Here is a 16,217-nt window from a genome sequence, read left to right on the forward strand (position 1 = left end):
GGGCACACCGGTGAGCCGTCGCTGCCGGGGACGTTCGTGGACTACGAACAATCCCCCCGGGAGTACGAACTCAGCGTCGCCCAGACCGTGCTGCGCGTCCACAGCCGCGTCGCCGACCTCTACAACGAACCCATGAACCAGGTCGAACAGCAACTCCGCCTCACCATCGAGGCCCTGCGCGAACGCCAGGAACACGAACTGGTCAACAACCGCGACTTCGGCCTCCTCCACAACGCCGACCTCACCCAGCGCATCCACACCCGCACCGGCCCCCCCACCCCCGACGACCTCGACGAACTCATCTCGCGGCGCCGCAAGACCCAGTTCCTGCTGGCGCACCCGAGGACCATCGCCGCGATCGGGCGCGAGTGCACCAGCCGCGGGATCTACCCACAGGGCACCGAGCTGGACGGCCACAATCTGCGGGCCTGGCGCGGCATTCCGCTGCTGCCCTGCAACAAGATCCCGATCAGTCCGCAGAGCACCAGTTCCGTGCTGGCGCTGCGTACGGGCGAGGCGGACCAGGGCGTCGTGGGGCTGCGCCAGACCGGGATCCCCGACGAGATCGAGCCGGGGTTGAACGTCCGCTTCATGGGCCTCGACGAGAAGGCCGTCATCTCGTATCTGGTGAGTACGTACTTCTCGGCCGCGGTGCTGGTGCCGGACGCCCTCGGCATCCTGGAGGACGTCGAGATCGGCGCCTGAGTCCCGTCCCCGGCGGCCGGCCGGAGCCCGGCCGCCGGGGGCGTTTCGCGGCCGGGCCGCGGGAACGGCCGGCGCCGGACACCCGCCCCGGCCGCTTCCGTGCCCCGGCCGGCCGGCTCGTCCGGCGGTGCACCCGTCCGCCCTCCGCCCGGTCCGTCCTCCGCCCGGTCCGCCTGCTGTCCCCGTTGCTCCCTTTATCCCCGTTGCCCCGTCCAGCGGTCGGCACTCCGCAGCCCGGGCCACCGAGCCACCGGGCCACCGAGCCACCGAGCCACCGAGCCACCGAGCAAATATTTCGCAGATAAAACACCTGTTAATCTTGTGCGCATGGTGACGCCCGACAGTTCCCGGAAGCCCCGCTCGAACAGCTCAGCCGCCCGCGCCCCGCGCCGGGCCCGCGTCCGGCCACTGCCCCTGCGCGCCACCGTCCGGCTCCGTGACTACGGGGACGTCTGGTACAAGCACGGCCTGAGCGGCGCTGTCGCGTTCGTCCTCCCCGCGCTGCTCCTGCTCGCGGCCGGCCGGCTGGACCTGATCATGTACACCTCGGCCGGCACCATGGTCTCCCTGTACGCCCACGGCCTCCCCTATGCCGCCCGGGCCCGCGCCCTGCTGTGGCTCGTGCTCGGCATGACGGCGAGCCTCGCCGTGGCGCTGACCGCCGCCGCGTACGTCGATTCGGTGGCGCTGCTCGTCCTCGGGACCGCGCTCGTCGCCGCCGTGCACAAGGTGGCCTGCGAGGCCACCGGGATCGGCCCGCCGAACAACGTCGTCCTCACCTTCCTCGCCGCGACCGCGTTCTTCGTGCCGCAGCGGCCGCAGGAGATCCCCTTCCATCTGTCCCTCCAGCTCGCCGGCGGTGCCCTCGCCTGGCTGGTGGCCATGGCCCCGGCGCTCGTACGCCCGCACGGGCCGGAGCGGATCGCCGTGGCCCGCGCCCTGGAGGCCGCGGCGCGGGCGCTGCACGCCGGGCCCGGTGCGGACGCCGGGCCGTCACCCACCCCGCGGCACACCGCCGCGGCCGCCGTGAACACCGCGTGGCAGACCCTCTCGCTCGTTCCGCGCCGCCCCCGCCCCCGTACGGAGCCCGCGCCGCACGCCGGGCTGGAGCGGTTGCTGCTGCGCGCCGAGGCCGGGCCGGCCGACGGGGACGCCACCGTCGCCGAGCGGACCGCCGAGGCCGCGCGCTTCGCCGTCTGGGCGCAGGATCTGCGCCAGGGCCGCCCGCTTCCCGGTGTGCGGCTGTCCGGGCGGCAGCGCGCCGAGCTGGCCGGTGTCCTCGCCGAGCGGGAGCAGCGGCGCCGCCTCGGGCCCGGGGACGAGCCGGCGGCAGCGGCCCCGGCACCGGGACCTGGCGCCGGGGCCGCTGCCGGAACCGGTGCGCGTGCGGGGGCCGGGCCCGGCGGGGACGGCGGGGGGCGTCACCCGCTGCGCCCCGCGCCCGGCCGCTCCCGCGGGTTCCGGCAGGTGCTGCGGCAGTTCCGGCCGGGTTCGCCGCTCGCCCCGGTGGGGGCCCGGACCGCCGTCGGCTGCGCCCTCGCCGGCTGGGTCTCGCTGCTGCTCGGCGTCGGCCATCCGTACTGGGCGGTGGTCACCGCCGCCGCGGTCTTCCAGGCGAACACGACCCTGTCCTGGCACCGCGTCGTGCAGCGCACGCTCGGCAATCTGGTCGGACTGCTGCTGTTCACGGCACTGCTGCCCGTCATCGGGACGGGTCCGCCGACCATGGTGCTGCTCGTGGTGCTGTTCCAGATCGGCGCCGAGGCCCTCATCACCCGCAACTACTGGCTCGGCACCGTCTGTGTGACGCCCATGGCGCTGCTGCTCGCCATGTTCGCCTCCGACACGCCCGCGGAGGTGCTGGTGGCGGACCGCTGGACCGACACGCTCGTCGGTGTCGCGGTGGGGCTGCTGAGCTGTGTGCTGGTCACCAACCGGCGGGCCGCGAGCCGGATCGACGCCGCGCTGCGCGAGGCGGAGGCGGCCCGTGACCGGGCACGGCTGCTGCTGGACGCCCCCGCCGGCCCCGGACCGGACCGGGACGGGGACCTCGCCCGGTCCCGCGACCGGCTCGGCACCGCGCTGATCGAGCTGCGCGAGGCGCTGGACATCGCCTCCGGCGAGTGGTGGCAGCCGGATCTCCCGGAGGAGGAGGCCGAGCGCGCCGAGCGGGAGGGCCACGAGGTGCTCGGGGAACTCGTACGCACCCTGGCCGCGCCCGCCCGGCCCGCCCCGGCAGCTGTGGAACACCGCGCCCGGGCGGCGGCCGGCGGGTGACCGGCGGCATCCGCCGGCCGCCGGCCGGTCCTGCCGGTGAAACCCGGACCGGACGGTGCCGCCGGGTAAGCCCCGACCGGACGGTGCCGCCGTGAAGCCCGGACCGGGCCGTGCCGCCCCCTGCCCGGCACGGCAGAATGAGCCGGTCACCGCGAGAGGAGAGCCCGAGATGGCGGAGGACATCGTCGCCCGAGTGCTGCGTCAGTGGCAGCAGGTCCATCCGGATCTCGACACGGCTCCGATGGCGGTGATCGGCCGGCTCAACCGCTGCGCCGCGCTCCTCCAACAGGCCGCCGACGCGCCGCTCCGCCGGGAAGGGCTCTCCCGTGCCGAGTTCGACCTCCTCGGCACCCTCCGGCGGGAGGACCGCGAGCTGACGCCGGGGCGGCTCGCCCGCGAGACGTTCTCCTCCGGGGCGGCGGTCACCAAGCGCCTGCGGCGGCTGGAGGAACTGGGCCTGATCGCCCGCCGGGCCGACGACCGCGACCGCCGGGTCGCACATCTCTCCCTCACCACCGCCGGTCTGGCGGTCATCGACCGGCTGCTCCCCGAACAGCTCGGTTACGAGTCCTCGTTGCTCGCCGGGCTCGGCGAGGAGCCCCTCGACCGGCTGGCCGAAGCCCTCGGCGATCTGCTGATCCTGCTGGAGGGCAGGCTCGGCGGCGTCCTGGACTGACGGGCGCGCCGGAGGCCCTGCTGCGGAAGCGCCCCGGCGCCGCGGCCGGTGGACGTCGCGCGCTGCCCCGGCCGACGGGACGGCCGGTTTTCCTTCCGGGCTCTCGGCGTGGCCCGCACTGCCTTCCTTCCGGGCCCTCGGCGTAGTCCGCCCGGCCTGCCGGGGCCGCGCCGACCGCACTGCCGCGCCGCACCACATCCGCCCGCACCACCGCACCCGTCCCCACAACCCCGAAGCCCCACAGCCCCGGAGTCCCGGGGCGGGCACGCGCGGCCGGGACGTCCACAGCGCCGCCCCGGCCGGAGCCGGGGAGTCCGCCAGCGCCCTCGGAGCACCCGTGTGTTTCCTCCGGCGGGCCGCGCCGGGACGGGCGGCAGAACCGGTCCTCCGCATCAATTGCGGTGCCGCTTGAGTCGAACGCGGTTCCGTTGCGTACGTGTGGGTGGACCGGCGCACGGAGGAGAGCGAGGGCTGCTGCGCGCCGTCCGTACGGCGGAGCAACCGCGTCCCGCGGACGCCGCGCCGCAGCCCGACAGCCCGGACCGGCCGGGCGCCCCGAACGGCCGGCCCCACCCCACTGGAGGTCAGTCAGTTGAGCCACCGACGAGTGAACAAGCGGACCGGCGCCATAGCCGGTGCCGCCGCGGTCGCCCTGGGCGCGGCGGCGATCCTGTTGCCGAACGCCAACGCCAGCGCCGACAGGGACGCGAGCCCGGAAACGTTCGCCGCTCCGGCCGCGGCCCAACTCGGCAGCACCCTCGCCGGCGAACTCGGCCAGGACGCCGCCGGCTGGTACTTCGACGGTGAGACCGACCGGCTGGTCATGAACGTCACGGACGAGAGCGCGGCGGAGGCGGCGCGCGCCAAGGGCGCCGAGGCCCGGATCGTGGAGAACAGCATGGCCGAGCTCAGGGCCGTCACCACGACGCTGAGCGACAACGCCTCGATCCCCGGCACGGCCTGGTCGATCGACCCGCGGACCAACAAGGTCGCCGTCATCGCGGACCGTACGGTCACCGGTGAGAAGCTCTCCGCGCTGGAGCAGGCGACCGACGGCATGGCCGGCATGGTGTCGGTCAAGCGTTCCCAGGGCGAGTTCCAGCCGTTCGCGGACGGCGGGGACGCCATCTTCGGCGGCGGTTCCCGCTGTTCCCTCGGCTTCAACGTGGACGTCGGCGGGGCCCCGGGCTTTCTGACGGCCGGGCACTGCGGCAACATCTCCGAGGTGTGGACGGCCGACCAGGCGGGCGCCGAGCCGCTGGGCACCGTCGCGGAGTCGGTCTTCCCCGCGAGCGACTTCGCCCTCGTGATGTACGACGATCCGGCCACCGAGGCACCCAGCACGGTCGACCTGCAGGACGGCACCACTCAGGAGATCACCCAGGCCGCGGAGGCCAGTGTCGGCATGGAGGTGCAGCGCAGCGGCAGCACCACGGGCCTCAGCGGCGGCACGGTGACGGGGCTCGACGCCACCGTCAACTACGGCAACGGCGACATCGTCGACGGCCTCGTCCAGACCGACGTCTGCGCGGAGCCGGGCGACAGCGGCGGCGCGATGTTCTCCGGCGACGCGGCGGTCGGCCTGACCTCGGGCGGCAGCGGCGACTGCACCCAGGGCGGTGAGACCTTCTTCCAGCCGGTGACCACGGCGCTGGAGGCGACCGGCGCGACCATCGGCGCCGGCGGCGGCGAGGAGACCGGCGGTGCGACGGGCGGCGAGGAGGCCGGCGGTGCGACGGGCGGCGAGGAGGCCGGCGGAGCCGGTGACGGCACCGGCGGCGCGGGGGAAGAGACCGGCGGAGCCGGTGAGGGCACCGGTGGCGCGGGCGACGAGGCGGGCGGAGCCGGTGACGGCGGGTTCCTCGACCGGATCCGCGACCGGTTCCACGGCTGAACGGCGCTGGACTTTCCCCCCACGGGAGTGAACGGGGCCCGGACACCTCTTCCCCGGTGTCCGGGCCCCGCGGCGCTGCGCACCGGTCCGCCGTGGCGGTGGCGGACGGCCGAGGCGGTCTTGAGACCGCGGGGGACAGCAGGTTAGGTGGTGCGGGTGCAGCCCGGCTCGCATACCGTGAGCTGGTGCCGTTGCCGTGCCGGGAGGTGCCGGACGTGACCGATGCCCCGCTCCAGCCGAAACCGCCGAGAACGCCAAGAACACCGGGAACACCGAGAGCGCCGAAACCGACGGGGCCCGCGCCCCGGGCCCGGCCCGTCACCGCCGCGGAGGTGGACGCGCAGGTCCGCGGGGTCTGCTTCAAGACGGGGCCGCCGCGACGGCTCGGTGTCGAACTCGAATGGCTCGTCCACGACCCCGCCGAACCCCGCACCCCCGTCTCCCCCGGCCGCCTCTCCGCCGCCTTCGCCGCAGTGCGTGAACTGCCGCTCCGGTCCGCGCTCACCTTCGAACCCGGTGGTCAGCTCGAGCTAAGCTCGCCGCCCGCCGATTCCCTCTCCGCCTGCGCCGGGCAGGCCGCATCCGATCTGGCTCTCGTCCGTTCCGCCCTGCGCGCCCGTGGTCTGGCACTCGCCGGCCACGGCCTCGACCCGTGGAACCCGCCGCGCCGGCTGCTCACCGCGCCCCGCTACCGCGCCATGGAGGCGTACTTCGACCGGGCCGGCCCCGACGGCCGGTCCATGATGTGCGCGACGGCGTCCGTGCAGGTGTGCGTGGACGCCGGGTTCGAGGAGCCGGGGCCGCTCGGGCACGGGCGGCGCTGGCGGCTCGCGCATCTCCTCGGCCCCGTCCTCGTCGCGGCGTTCGCCAACTCACCGCTCCGGCGGGGCGCGCCGACCGGCTGGCGCTCCACCCGGCAGGCGCTGTGGACGGCGCTCGACCCCGGCCGGTCCCGGGCGCCCGCCGAGGGGCCCGATCCGCGCGCCGCCTGGGCCGCGTACGCGCTCGACGCGCCCGTGATGTGCATCCGCCGGGAGGACGCGCCCTGGGAGGTGCCGCCGGACGGGCTGACCCTCCGGGAGTGGACGGCGGGCGGCGGACACCGGCCGCCCGGCCGGGACGACGTCGCCTACCACCTCACCACCCTCTTCCCCCCGGTGCGCCCGCACGGGCATCTGGAGCTGCGCATGATCGACGCGCAGCCCGGTGATGACGGCTGGACGGTGCCGCTCGCCGTGACCGCCGCGCTGTTCGACGATCCGGCGGCGTCCGAGGACGTGTACCGCGCGCTCAAGCCGCTCTCCGACACGGCCGGTCCCGACCCCGCCCCGGGCAACCCGCTGTGGCTCCGGGCCGCCCGGGACGGTCTCACCGATCCCGGGCTGCGCGAGGCCGCCGGCGTCTGCTTCGCAGCCGCGCGGGCGGCGCTGCCCCGGCTCGGTGCCCCCGGTGCCGTACGGGACGCCGTCGCCGACTTCGCCGACCGTTACGTCGCCCGGGGCCGATGCCCGGCCGACGACCTGCTGGACCCGCACCCGCCCCGGCCCGGGGCAGCTGGGAAGGAGAACCGCCCATGACCACCCACGACCGCGCCGCCCCGGCAGCCCCGCGGGTTGCCGAGCCCTCCCCGGACGTGTCCCTCCCCGCGGACCCCGAGGCGTTCCGGCAGCGGGCCGCCGACGCGCTGGTCCGGGCCCGCGAACGCACCGGCCTGCTGACCGGGTGCGTGGACGGGCCGGAGCTGACCGCGCAGCACTCCCCGCTGATGTCGCCGCTGGTGTGGGACCTCGCCCACATCGGCAACCAGGAGGAGCAGTGGCTGCTCCGCGCGGTCGGCCGGAGGGACGCGCTCCGCCCGGACATCGACAAGGTCTACGACGCGTTCGAGCATCCGCGTGCCGAGCGCCCGTCGCTGCCGCTGCTGCCGCCCGAGGAGGCGCGCGGCTATGTGGCAGCCGTGCGGGAGCGGGCGCTGGACGTCCTCGCGGACACCGCTCTGGACGGCGGGGGCGACGCCCTGACCGAGTCCGGCTTCGCCTTCGGCATGATCGCGCAGCACGAACAGCAGCACGACGAGACCATGCTGATCACCCATCAGCTGCGCCGCGGCCCGGCCGCGCTCACCGCGCCCGCCCCGCCCCCGGTGCCCGCCGACGCGGCCACCCTGCCCGCGGAGGTGCTGGTGCCGGGCGGGCCGTTCACGATGGGGACGTCGGCCGAGCCGTGGTCGCTGGACAACGAACGCCCGGCGCACGAACGGGACGTGGCCGCGTTCGCCATCGACACCGTCCCCGTCGGCAACGGCGCCTACGCGCGTTTCGTCGAGGACGGCGGCTACGACGACCCCCGCTGGTGGGCGCCCGCGGGCTGGGCGTACATCCGCGAACACCGCCTCGCGGCCCCGCTGTTCTGGCGGCGGGAGGGATCGGGCTGGCTGCGGCGGCGGTTCGGCGTCGTGGAACCGGTGCCCGAGGACGAGCCGGTGCTGCACGTCAGCTGGTACGAGGCCGACGCGTACGCGCGCTGGGCCGGCCGGCGGCTGCCCACGGAGGCCGAGTGGGAGAAGGCCGCCCGCCACGACCCGGCCACGGGCCGCTCCCTGCGCTTCCCGTGGGGCGACGCGGATCCGGGCCCGGAGCACGCGAACCTCGGCCAGCGCCATCTGCGGCCGGCGCCGCTGGGCAGCTTCCCGCGGGGCGCGTCACCGCTGGGCGTGCGGCAGCTCGTCGGCGACGTGTGGGAGTGGACGGCGAGCGACTTCCTGCCGTATCCGGGGTTCTCCGCGTTCCCCTACCGCGAGTACTCGGAAGTGTTCTTCGGCGACGCCCACAAGGTGCTCCGCGGAGGCTCCTTCGCGGTCGACCCGGTCGCCTGCCGCGGCACCTTCCGCAACTGGGACCTGCCCGTGCGGCGCCAGATCTTCGCCGGTTTCCGGACCGCCCGCAGCGCCCCGGAGGCCGCGTGAGGACGCGTCCGGCGCCGCGCGGCGGCCGTCCCGGGCCGGGCCGGTTCCCGCCCGCGCCCGCCCGTCCGGCCGGGGGGTGGTCCTGAGATGTGCCGCCACATCGCCCGTCTCGGGCCGCAGGTCCCGCTGCGCGAGGTGCTGGTCGCCCCGGAGCACGGGCTCTACACGCAGTCCTGGGCGCCGCGCCGGCAGCGGTACGGCACCGTCAACGCCGACGGCTTCGGCGTCGGCTGGTACGCCCCCGGCGACCCGGTTCCCGCGCGTTACCGGCGGTCGGGGCCGATCTGGGCCGACCAGTCCTTCGCCGACCTCGCCCGTGTCGTGCGCAGCGAGGCGCTGCTCGCCGCCGTGCGGGACGCCACCGAGGCCGGTGCCGACGGGGAGGCGGCGGCCGCGCCCTTCGCGTCCGGGCCCTGGCTGTTCAGCCACAACGGGGCGCTCGCCGGCTGGCCGGAATCCGCCGCCGCGCCGGCCGCCGAGCTGCCGCCCGCCGAGCTGCTGGGGCTGGCCGCCCGCTGCGACTCGGCGCTGGTCTGGGCGCTGGTGCTGCACGCGCTGCGGGCCGGCGACGCCATGGGCGACGCGCTCTGCGCCGCCGTGGCGCGGCTGGCCGCCGCCGCGCCCGGGTCCCGGCTGAACCTGCTGCTCACCGACGGGGTGTCCGTCGCCGCCACGGCCTGGGGCGACACGCTCTGGTACCTCAACGACCCGGACGGCCACCGCACGGTCGTGGCCTCCGAACCGTACGACGAGGATCCGCGCTGGACCGAGGCGCCGGACCGGACCCTGCTCACCGCGACCCGCACCGACGTCCTCCTGACCCCCCTCAAGGAGCCCGCAACGTGAGTCCGTTCGCCGTCACCCGTACCCTCCCCGCCGACGCCACCGCCGCCGCGCTGCGCGCGGACGTGCTCGCCGGTCTGTCCCGCCGGCCGAGGCAGCTGCCGCCCAAGTGGTTCTACGACGCGCGGGGCAGCGAACTGTTCGAGGAGATCACCCGGCTTCCGGAGTACTACCCGACCCGCGCCGAACGCGAGATCCTGGCCGGACGGGCCGGGGAGATCGCGGCCGCCTGCCCGGCGCGGACCCTCGTCGAGCTGGGGTCCGGCTCCTCGGAGAAGACCCGGCTGCTCCTCGGCGCCCTGGCGGGCCTGCGGGCGTACGTGCCGGTCGACGTCAGCGAGTCCGCGCTGCGCCGGGCGGGCGAGGGCCTGCTCGCGGACCACCCCGGCCTGACGGTGCACGCCCTGGTCGCCGACTTCCAGCACGGCATGGAGCTGCCGGACACCCCGGGGCCGCGTCTCGTGGCCTTCCTCGGCGGCACCATCGGCAATCTGCTCCCCGACGAGCGGGCGGCGTTCCTCGCCGCCGTGCGCGGCCTGCTGTCCCCCGGGGACGCCCTGCTGCTCGGCACCGACCTGGTCAAGGACGAGAAGGTGCTGGTGGCGGCGTACGACGACGCCTCGGGGGTGACCGCCGAGTTCAACAAGAACGTCCTGGAGGTCCTCGACCGGGAGCTCGCGGCGGACTTCGATCCGGCGGACTTCGACCATGTGGCCGTCTGGGACCGGGAGCGGGAGTGGATCGAGATGCGGCTCCGCGCGCGGCGGGCGCTCACCGCGAAGATTCCCGCCCTGGACCTGGAGGTGCCGTTCGCGGCGGGTGAGGAGCTGCGGACGGAGGTGTCGGCGAAGTTCCGGCGCGAGGGCGTGCGCCGGGAGCTGTCGGCCGCGGGGCTCGGGCTGCGGCACTGGTGGACGGACGCCGGGGGCCGCTTCGCGCTGTCGCTGTCCGGGCCCGCGGCGGACTGAGCGGGCCGGAGCGCGGCTTCCCGGTCAGCCCGCGGAGGGCCCGGCGACCGGGACGCCGTCGACGGTGATGTCCGCGACGGAGTCGTAGAACGACAGATGCCCGGCGATCGCCGCGACGGCGGGCAGCGGCTCCGGATACGCCCACACCGCGTCCGGCAGCGGCTCGCCGTCCCCGCCGCGGTAGGACCAGTAGACGGCGTCGCCCTAGTACGGGCAGTGGGTCCGGGTGGCGGCCGGTTCCAGGAGGTCCGTGGCGACGTCCTCCGGCGGCAGGTAGTAGCGGACCGGGAGGCCCGTCTCGTGGACCAGGACCGGGCGGGTGCTGTCGGCGACGACCCGGCCGCCGATCTCCACCCGTACCCGGCTGGTGGCGGGCTCCGCCCCGACGCGGTGCAGCGGGTTCTTCAGCACGGTTCCTCCCTCTCCCGGCCGGTCCCGGCGGGACCGGACCACAGGGTGTCGTCAGTCGTCAGCGGGAACACCGGGTGCCGCCCCGGGATTCCCCGGCCGTTTTCGGACGCCCGTGCGGGGCACCCGTGGCGGTCGGAAAGGGTTCGACAGCGACACGGGATCCGGGAGGCGCACCGTGGCCGATACGCCGGCTGACATCCCCACCCTCGAGCTCGACGCGCTCTGGGACGAGTTCCACCGCGTCGTGAACATGACGTCCGAGGAACTCGCCGCCTGGCTCCGCACGGAGTCGGCCGCCGAGAACAGCGAGACCGTGCCGGACGACTCCGGTCCGGAGAAGGGCAGGCACGTCCTGCACATTCTGCAGAAGCGCCGCACCGACCTCACCGACGACGACATCAAGCTGATGTACCGGGTCGTCGACACCGTCACCGAGCAGCGGCGGGAGGACCTGGAGCCCACGGCCGGGCAGAGCCACTGGCGGCACCGGCTGATGAACATCGGGCACGACCCGCTGAAGCCGCCGAAGACGTGAGCGCCGGCCGCACGAACACGGCACCGTCCGTACGCCAGGAGGAACAATGGCCAACCATGTCTACCGGGTGACCGAGATCGTCGGCACCTCCCAGGAGGGCGTCGACGACGCCATCCGCAACGGCATCCGCCGCGCGGACGAGACGCTGCGCAACCTGGACTGGTTCGAGGTGACGCAGGTCCGCGGGCAGATCGAGAACGGGCAGGTCGAGCACTACCAGGTCGGGCTCAAGGTGGGCTTCCGGCTGGAGGAGTCCGGCTGAGGACGCCGCCGGCCGGTCCCCGTGCGGTCACCCGGCCGGCCCAGCCCCACGGGCGCGGCGGTACCGGCCCGCGCAGGCTGAGGGGAAGGCGGGCCCGCGCCCGCCGTCCGTACCGTCCCGCAGGGGAGGACCTCACGTGCCCGTAAGTCTGGAACAGATGCGCCGTTGCTCGGTCGCCGTGGACCTCGGCGCTTCCAGGACCAGGGTGTACGTCAAGGACACCGGGCTGGTCGTCAACGAGCCGACCGTCGCCGCCGTCAACACCCGCACCGGGGCGCTGCTCGCCGTCGGCTTCCTGGCCGAGCGGATGACCGGGCGCACGCCCGACCACATCCAGGTGGTGCGGCCGGTGGCGGGCGGCGCGGTCGTCAACATCGAGATGGCGCAGCGGATGCTGCGCCATCTCGTCGGGGGCAAGCTCCGCAAGTCCTGGCGCCGCAGCCCGGCGCTGCGGATCGCCGCCTGTGTGCCGCACGACAGCGAACCGCTGGTGCAGCGCGCGATCCGGGAGACGCTCTCGGCGCTGGGGGCCCGGCGGGTGGAGCTGGCCGACACGATCATCTGCGCGGCCGTCGGCTCCGGACTGCCGGTGGAGCACGCGGAGGCGACGATGGCGGTGCTCTGCGGGGCGGGCACCACCCAGGTGGCGGTGCTGTCGCTGGGCGCCATCGTGGCGGCGGAGACCGTGCCGGTGGGCGGTGACTCGATCGACTGCGCGGTGATCGAGCATCTCCGCAGCAGGCACGGGCTGTTGCTGCCCCGGCAGGCCGTGGGGCCCCTCCGGCTGGTGATGGGCGACATGCCGTCCCGGGTCGAGGTGCACGGCCGGGACGTCATCACGGGGCTCGCCCGCACGGTGGAGGTCGACACCGAGAGCGTGCGGCAGGCCGTCGACACGCCGCTCACCGCCGTGCTGGACGGCATCCGTACGGTGCTCCGGCGCTGCCCGCCCGACCTGGTCGCGGACCTGTCGGACCGGGGCATCACGCTGGCCGGGGGCAGCGCGCTGCTGCCCGGCCTGGACACGACGCTGAGCCGGGCGACGGGCATGGCGGTGCACACCGCGGACCAGCCGGACACCTGTGCCGTCCGCGGGCTGGGCGCGATGCTGGAGGGGCGGGTCGAGCCGATGCGGCTGGACCCGCTCGCGAGCTGAGCGGGTCCTCCCGCCGAGCCGCGGGCCGCCGGACCGCGGTGGCCTCCCTGCCCGCCGCCCCCGCCTCCGGGTGCCGGGCCGTCAGGTGGCGTCGACCAGGACGAGTTCGTGCAGCTGCTCGGGCGGGCCGGGGCGGGCGTAGTACCAGCCCTGCGCGGTGTCGCAGCCGAGCACCCGCAGATGCTCGGCCTGTATGCCGGTCTCCACGCCCTCGACGGTGACCGCGAGGTCGAGCGTGTGGGCGAGCGAGACGATGCCTTCCACGATCTTGATGTCGACGGGGTCGGCCGGGTTGTGCTGCATGCCGCGGGTGAACGAACGGTCGAGCTTCAGCGTGCTCAGCGGCATCCGGCGCAGGTTGGAGAGGTTGGAGTAGCCGGTGCCGAAGTCGTCGAGGGCGATGTCCACGCCGAGGTCGGCCAGCTCCCGCAACGGCTTCAGCAGTGCCTCGTCCGCGCCGATGAGGGCGCTCTCGGTGACCTCCAGGCAGAGCGCGGAGGGGTCCATCCCCGCTTCCTTGAGCACCTCCACCGTGTCCCGGACCAGACCGGGGTGGTGCAGCTGGCAGGGCGAGAGGTTGACGTTGACCCGCAGCGGGCGGCCGTCGATGTGCTGGAACTGCCAGTCCCTGGCCTGCCGTACGGCCTCCTCCAGGACCCAGCGGCCGAGCGGCACGATCAGCCCGGTGTTCTCGGCGAGCGGGATGAACTGGTCCGGTCCCAGCACCCCGCGCAGCGGATGCGACCAGCGGACGAGTGCCTCGGCGCCGTGCACCTGGCCGTCGCTGAGGCGGACCAGCGGCTGGTACTCGATGAAGAACTCGCCCCGCTCCAGGGCGGTGGGCAGGCTGTTCGTCAGGCCGTACCGGGTGATGGCGCGGGTGTCGGCCTCCGGGTCGGCGTGCTCGTAGCGGTTGCCGCCGGCGGCCTTGGCCCGGTACATGGTGATGTCGGCGCTGCGCAGCACCTCGGCGGGGCCCAGCTCGCCGGCCGGGCCGTCGACGATGCCGATGCTGCCGCGCACGGTCAGCTCGCGGCCGGCTATGGAGACCGGGGACGACAGGGTGTCGAGTATCCGCTCGGCGAAGTCGGTGACGTCCTTCTGCTCGGGCGGGTCGTTGATCAGCGCCACGAACTCGTCGCCGCCGATCCGCGCGATCAGCTGGCCCTGCGAGGTGACGCAGCTCTGCAGCCGGTCGGCCACGGCGACCAGCAGCTGGTCCCCGACGGCGTGGCCGAGGCTGTCGTTGACGGCCTTGAAGCCGTCCAGGTCGAGATAGCACAGGCCGAACCGGGCGATTCCGTCACGGGCGGCGAGCGCGCTGTCGAGGCGTTCGAAGAAGTACGTGCGGTTGGGCAGCCCGGTCAGGGCGTCGTGGGTCGCCTCGTAGCGCAGCCGGAGGTTGAGCAGCCGCCGCTCGGTGATGTCCTCCATCATCGCCAGCATGTAGCGCGGCACACCGGCCCGGTCCCGGAGCAGGGAGACCGTCAGGTTGGTCCACAGCACGGTGCCGTCGTTCCGGTAGTACGGCTTGTCGACGCGGAAGTGGTCCCGTTCCCCGCGCATCAGCTCGGCCAGCGCCTTCCAGACGCCCGGCGAGTCCTCCGGGTGGGTCCACTCGGTGACCTTGCGGGTGCGCAGATGGTGCTCCAGCCCGCCGAACATGCGGGTCAGGCCCTCGTTGATGTCGACGACGTTGCCCTGCATGTCGGCTATGCCGATGCCGATGGCGGCGCCCTCGAACACCGCGCGGAACTTCGCCTCGCTGGCGTGCAGCGCCTGTTCGGCCTCCGACTGGGCGCGCAGCGCGGCCCGGGACATGGCTTCCTGCTCGGTCCGGGTGCGCTCGCGAAGGGCTTCCGCGAACCCGGCCGCGACGGCGTGCTGGAGCCGGGTGCAGCGGGCGCGGGTCTCCTCGGCGGGCAGCGGGTCCTCGGGCGGGCAGTAGAGCGCCAGATAGGAGTCGATCACGCCCAGGGTGTGCGGCAGCGTCGCGGGTTCCGTGCAGTGGGCGGCGACGAGCTGGGCCCCGACCTCCAGCCCGGGGGCGGGGTCGAAGGGCCGGGTCCGCAGGGCCTCGGCGAGCCGGCGGGACGGCCCGATGAGGTGCTGCTCGAATTCGGCGCGGGTCATCGAGGTGGCGGTGGCCGGATAGATGGCACGGCTCCAGATGGCGGCGAACCGCCGCAGTCTGTCGTCCGGGCTGTCCCTCGGCACGTCCTGCCCGTCGTCCCCGTCTCCGTCTGGCCGGGTGTTCACGCCTTGCGCCCCACTCCGGCGAATCCGGTGTAACCCCACGGGTCCTCCTGCTCGCCCTCGCCGTCGGGCCGCCAGTCCGCCATGGACACGAGGCCCGGCTCGACCGGCTCGAAGCCGTCGAAGAACACCTCGACCTCCGCGCGGGACCGCATGACCAGCGGCGAGGTCGCACTGCGGTACACGTCCTGGACCTCGTCGCCCTGTTTTGCTGTGATGGGGCCGCCCTCCGTGGATGCATGAGTGAGGATCAGCAGGCTGCCGGGGGCGAGAGCGTCCCTCAGCTCGGCCACGGCCTTGGCCGGTTCGTCGTCCTCGGTCATGAAGTGGAGCACGGCGACCAGGAGAAGCGCCACCGGCTTGCCGAAATCGAGCAGCCGGCGGGCTTCCGGACTGCCGAGGATCTCCTTGGGCTTGCGGAGGTCGGCCGCCGCGATGGCCGCCGTCTCGCGGTCCTCCAGGACGGCCCGGCTGTGCGCCACCGCCACGGGGTCGTTGTCGACGTAGACGACCCGGGCTCCGGGGACGGCTTCTTCCGCCACCTCGTGGACATTTCCGAAGGTCGGAATGCCGGAGCCTATGTCGAGGAATTGGTTGATCCCTGAACCAGCCGCGTACCGTACGGCACGGCGCATGAACGCACGGTTGGCCTGCATGATCTTGGGAAGGCCCGGCATGATGCCGATCGCCTTGCGAGCGGCCTCCCGGTCGGCCTCGAAATTGTGCGAGCCGCCGAGGTAGTAGTCATAGATCCGGGACACGCTCGGCACGGTAAGGTCGATGCCTTGGGGGGCCCAGGAGGGTCGCTCCATCGATGGTCTCCAGCTGTAAGCCAAGGTTTGTTCCGGCCGTGTTGATACCGGTGTGTGTGGCTGAGGCTACTGATCGCCCCGGGACAGGGGAACCTCAAACGGAAATCTGCGGTCCGTTCTGGTCACAAACCGAGGGCAATTGCGCATCCATGGGCAGTAACGATGAATTGGCCTACGGTCGGACACTCAGTCAGTGAACGTAGAGCATCCATGAGTTGACCTTCTGCGTCTCCGGGCGGCTGCTCAAACCTGATGGGCCGGGACAGTACCCGTCAGAGGTAAAAGCGGCCGAAGCCCGCCTGAACGGCCCCGGGAAAGCGCAGGATCCCTGCCGTGAGCAGCCCTGGACTCCGAGTCGGAACCACCGTCTGCACCGCGGCAGCCCTGAGCCTGCTGGCCGCCGGTGCCCCCGTGGCCGCCGCGGACCGGACGGCCGGGACACCGCCGCCCCCGGTTC

13 protein-coding genes and 1 pseudogene are annotated in these 16,217 nt (G+C 74.2%); 11 read left to right on the forward strand and 3 right to left on the reverse strand.

Annotation, left to right across the window (positions count from 1 at the left end; genetic code table 11):
* The 8 genes from GCU69_RS14445 to egtD form a co-directional block, all read left to right on the forward strand.
* On the forward strand, positions 1–705 hold a 705-nt coding region (locus tag GCU69_RS14445), incomplete at its 5' end, for a family 2B encapsulin nanocompartment shell protein (RefSeq protein ID WP_268969298.1).
* 327 nt (positions 706–1,032) lie between these two features.
* A complete protein-coding gene (locus tag GCU69_RS14450) occupies positions 1,033–2,982 on the forward strand; it encodes an FUSC family protein (protein ID WP_156206287.1) in 1,950 nt (649 codons plus the stop codon).
* 169 nt (positions 2,983–3,151) lie between these two features.
* A complete protein-coding gene (locus GCU69_RS14455) occupies positions 3,152–3,658 on the forward strand; it encodes a MarR family winged helix-turn-helix transcriptional regulator (protein WP_098750420.1) in 507 nt (168 codons plus the stop codon).
* Positions 3,659–4,250: 592 nt separating this feature from the next.
* Positions 4,251–5,552 (forward strand): S1 family peptidase, encoded by a 1,302-nt coding sequence (locus tag GCU69_RS14460; RefSeq protein WP_156206288.1) that lies wholly within the window; start codon positions 4,251–4,253, stop codon positions 5,550–5,552.
* 332 nt (positions 5,553–5,884) lie between these two features.
* The gene (gene egtA, locus GCU69_RS14465; protein ID WP_170315851.1) at positions 5,885–7,129 is read left to right on the forward strand and encodes an ergothioneine biosynthesis glutamate--cysteine ligase EgtA; all 1,245 of its coding nucleotides are present in this window, start codon (positions 5,885–5,887) and stop codon (positions 7,127–7,129) included.
* Complete coding sequence (gene egtB, locus GCU69_RS14470; protein WP_098750423.1) at positions 7,126–8,517, forward strand: ergothioneine biosynthesis protein EgtB; 1,392 nt, start codon at positions 7,126–7,128, stop codon at positions 8,515–8,517. Before egtA ends, egtB begins: the two co-directional genes overlap by 4 nt.
* An 87-nt stretch (positions 8,518–8,604) precedes the next feature.
* On the forward strand, positions 8,605–9,363 hold the full coding sequence (gene egtC / locus GCU69_RS14475) for an ergothioneine biosynthesis protein EgtC (protein ID WP_098750424.1): 759 nt from the start codon (positions 8,605–8,607) through the stop codon (positions 9,361–9,363).
* Complete coding sequence (gene egtD, locus GCU69_RS14480; protein ID WP_156206289.1) at positions 9,360–10,328, forward strand: L-histidine N(alpha)-methyltransferase; 969 nt, start codon at positions 9,360–9,362, stop codon at positions 10,326–10,328. Before egtC ends, egtD begins: the two co-directional genes overlap by 4 nt.
* Positions 10,329–10,352: 24 nt before the next feature.
* Here egtD and GCU69_RS14485 read toward each other — a convergent pair.
* A pseudogene (locus GCU69_RS14485) lies at positions 10,353–10,739 on the reverse strand (DUF427 domain-containing protein).
* 175 nt (positions 10,740–10,914) lie between these two features.
* Between GCU69_RS14485 and GCU69_RS14490 the strand changes: the two are divergent.
* The 3 genes from GCU69_RS14490 (at position 10,915) to GCU69_RS14500 (ending at position 12,692) form a co-directional block, all read left to right on the forward strand.
* Positions 10,915–11,274 carry a DUF3140 domain-containing protein gene (locus tag GCU69_RS14490; protein WP_257155597.1) on the forward strand — a complete coding sequence of 120 codons (360 nt, stop codon included), beginning with the start codon at positions 10,915–10,917 and terminating at the stop codon, positions 11,272–11,274.
* Between the two features lie 46 nt (positions 11,275–11,320).
* Complete coding sequence (locus GCU69_RS14495) at positions 11,321–11,536, forward strand: dodecin (protein ID WP_098750427.1); 216 nt, start codon at positions 11,321–11,323, stop codon at positions 11,534–11,536.
* 136 nt (positions 11,537–11,672) lie between these two features.
* Positions 11,673–12,692: a rod shape-determining protein gene (locus GCU69_RS14500; protein ID WP_156206290.1), complete on the forward strand. Its 1,020-nt coding sequence runs from the start codon at positions 11,673–11,675 to the stop codon at positions 12,690–12,692.
* Between the two features lie 81 nt (positions 12,693–12,773).
* Here the strand turns inward: GCU69_RS14500 and GCU69_RS14505 are convergent, their stop codons facing one another.
* The gene (locus tag GCU69_RS14505; RefSeq protein ID WP_328629995.1) at positions 12,774–14,951 is read right to left on the reverse strand and encodes a putative bifunctional diguanylate cyclase/phosphodiesterase; all 2,178 of its coding nucleotides are present in this window, start codon (positions 14,949–14,951) and stop codon (positions 12,774–12,776) included.
* Positions 14,948–15,760, reverse strand: a complete 813-nt coding sequence (locus GCU69_RS14510) for an SAM-dependent methyltransferase (protein WP_098750433.1) — start codon at positions 15,758–15,760, stop codon at positions 14,948–14,950. Before GCU69_RS14510 ends, GCU69_RS14505 begins: the two co-directional genes overlap by 4 nt.
* Positions 15,761–16,217 lie beyond the last annotated feature (457 nt).

It is taken from the genome of Streptomyces lycii (assembly GCF_009735685.1).
Classification (GTDB): domain Bacteria; phylum Actinomycetota; class Actinomycetes; order Streptomycetales; family Streptomycetaceae; genus Streptomyces; species Streptomyces lycii.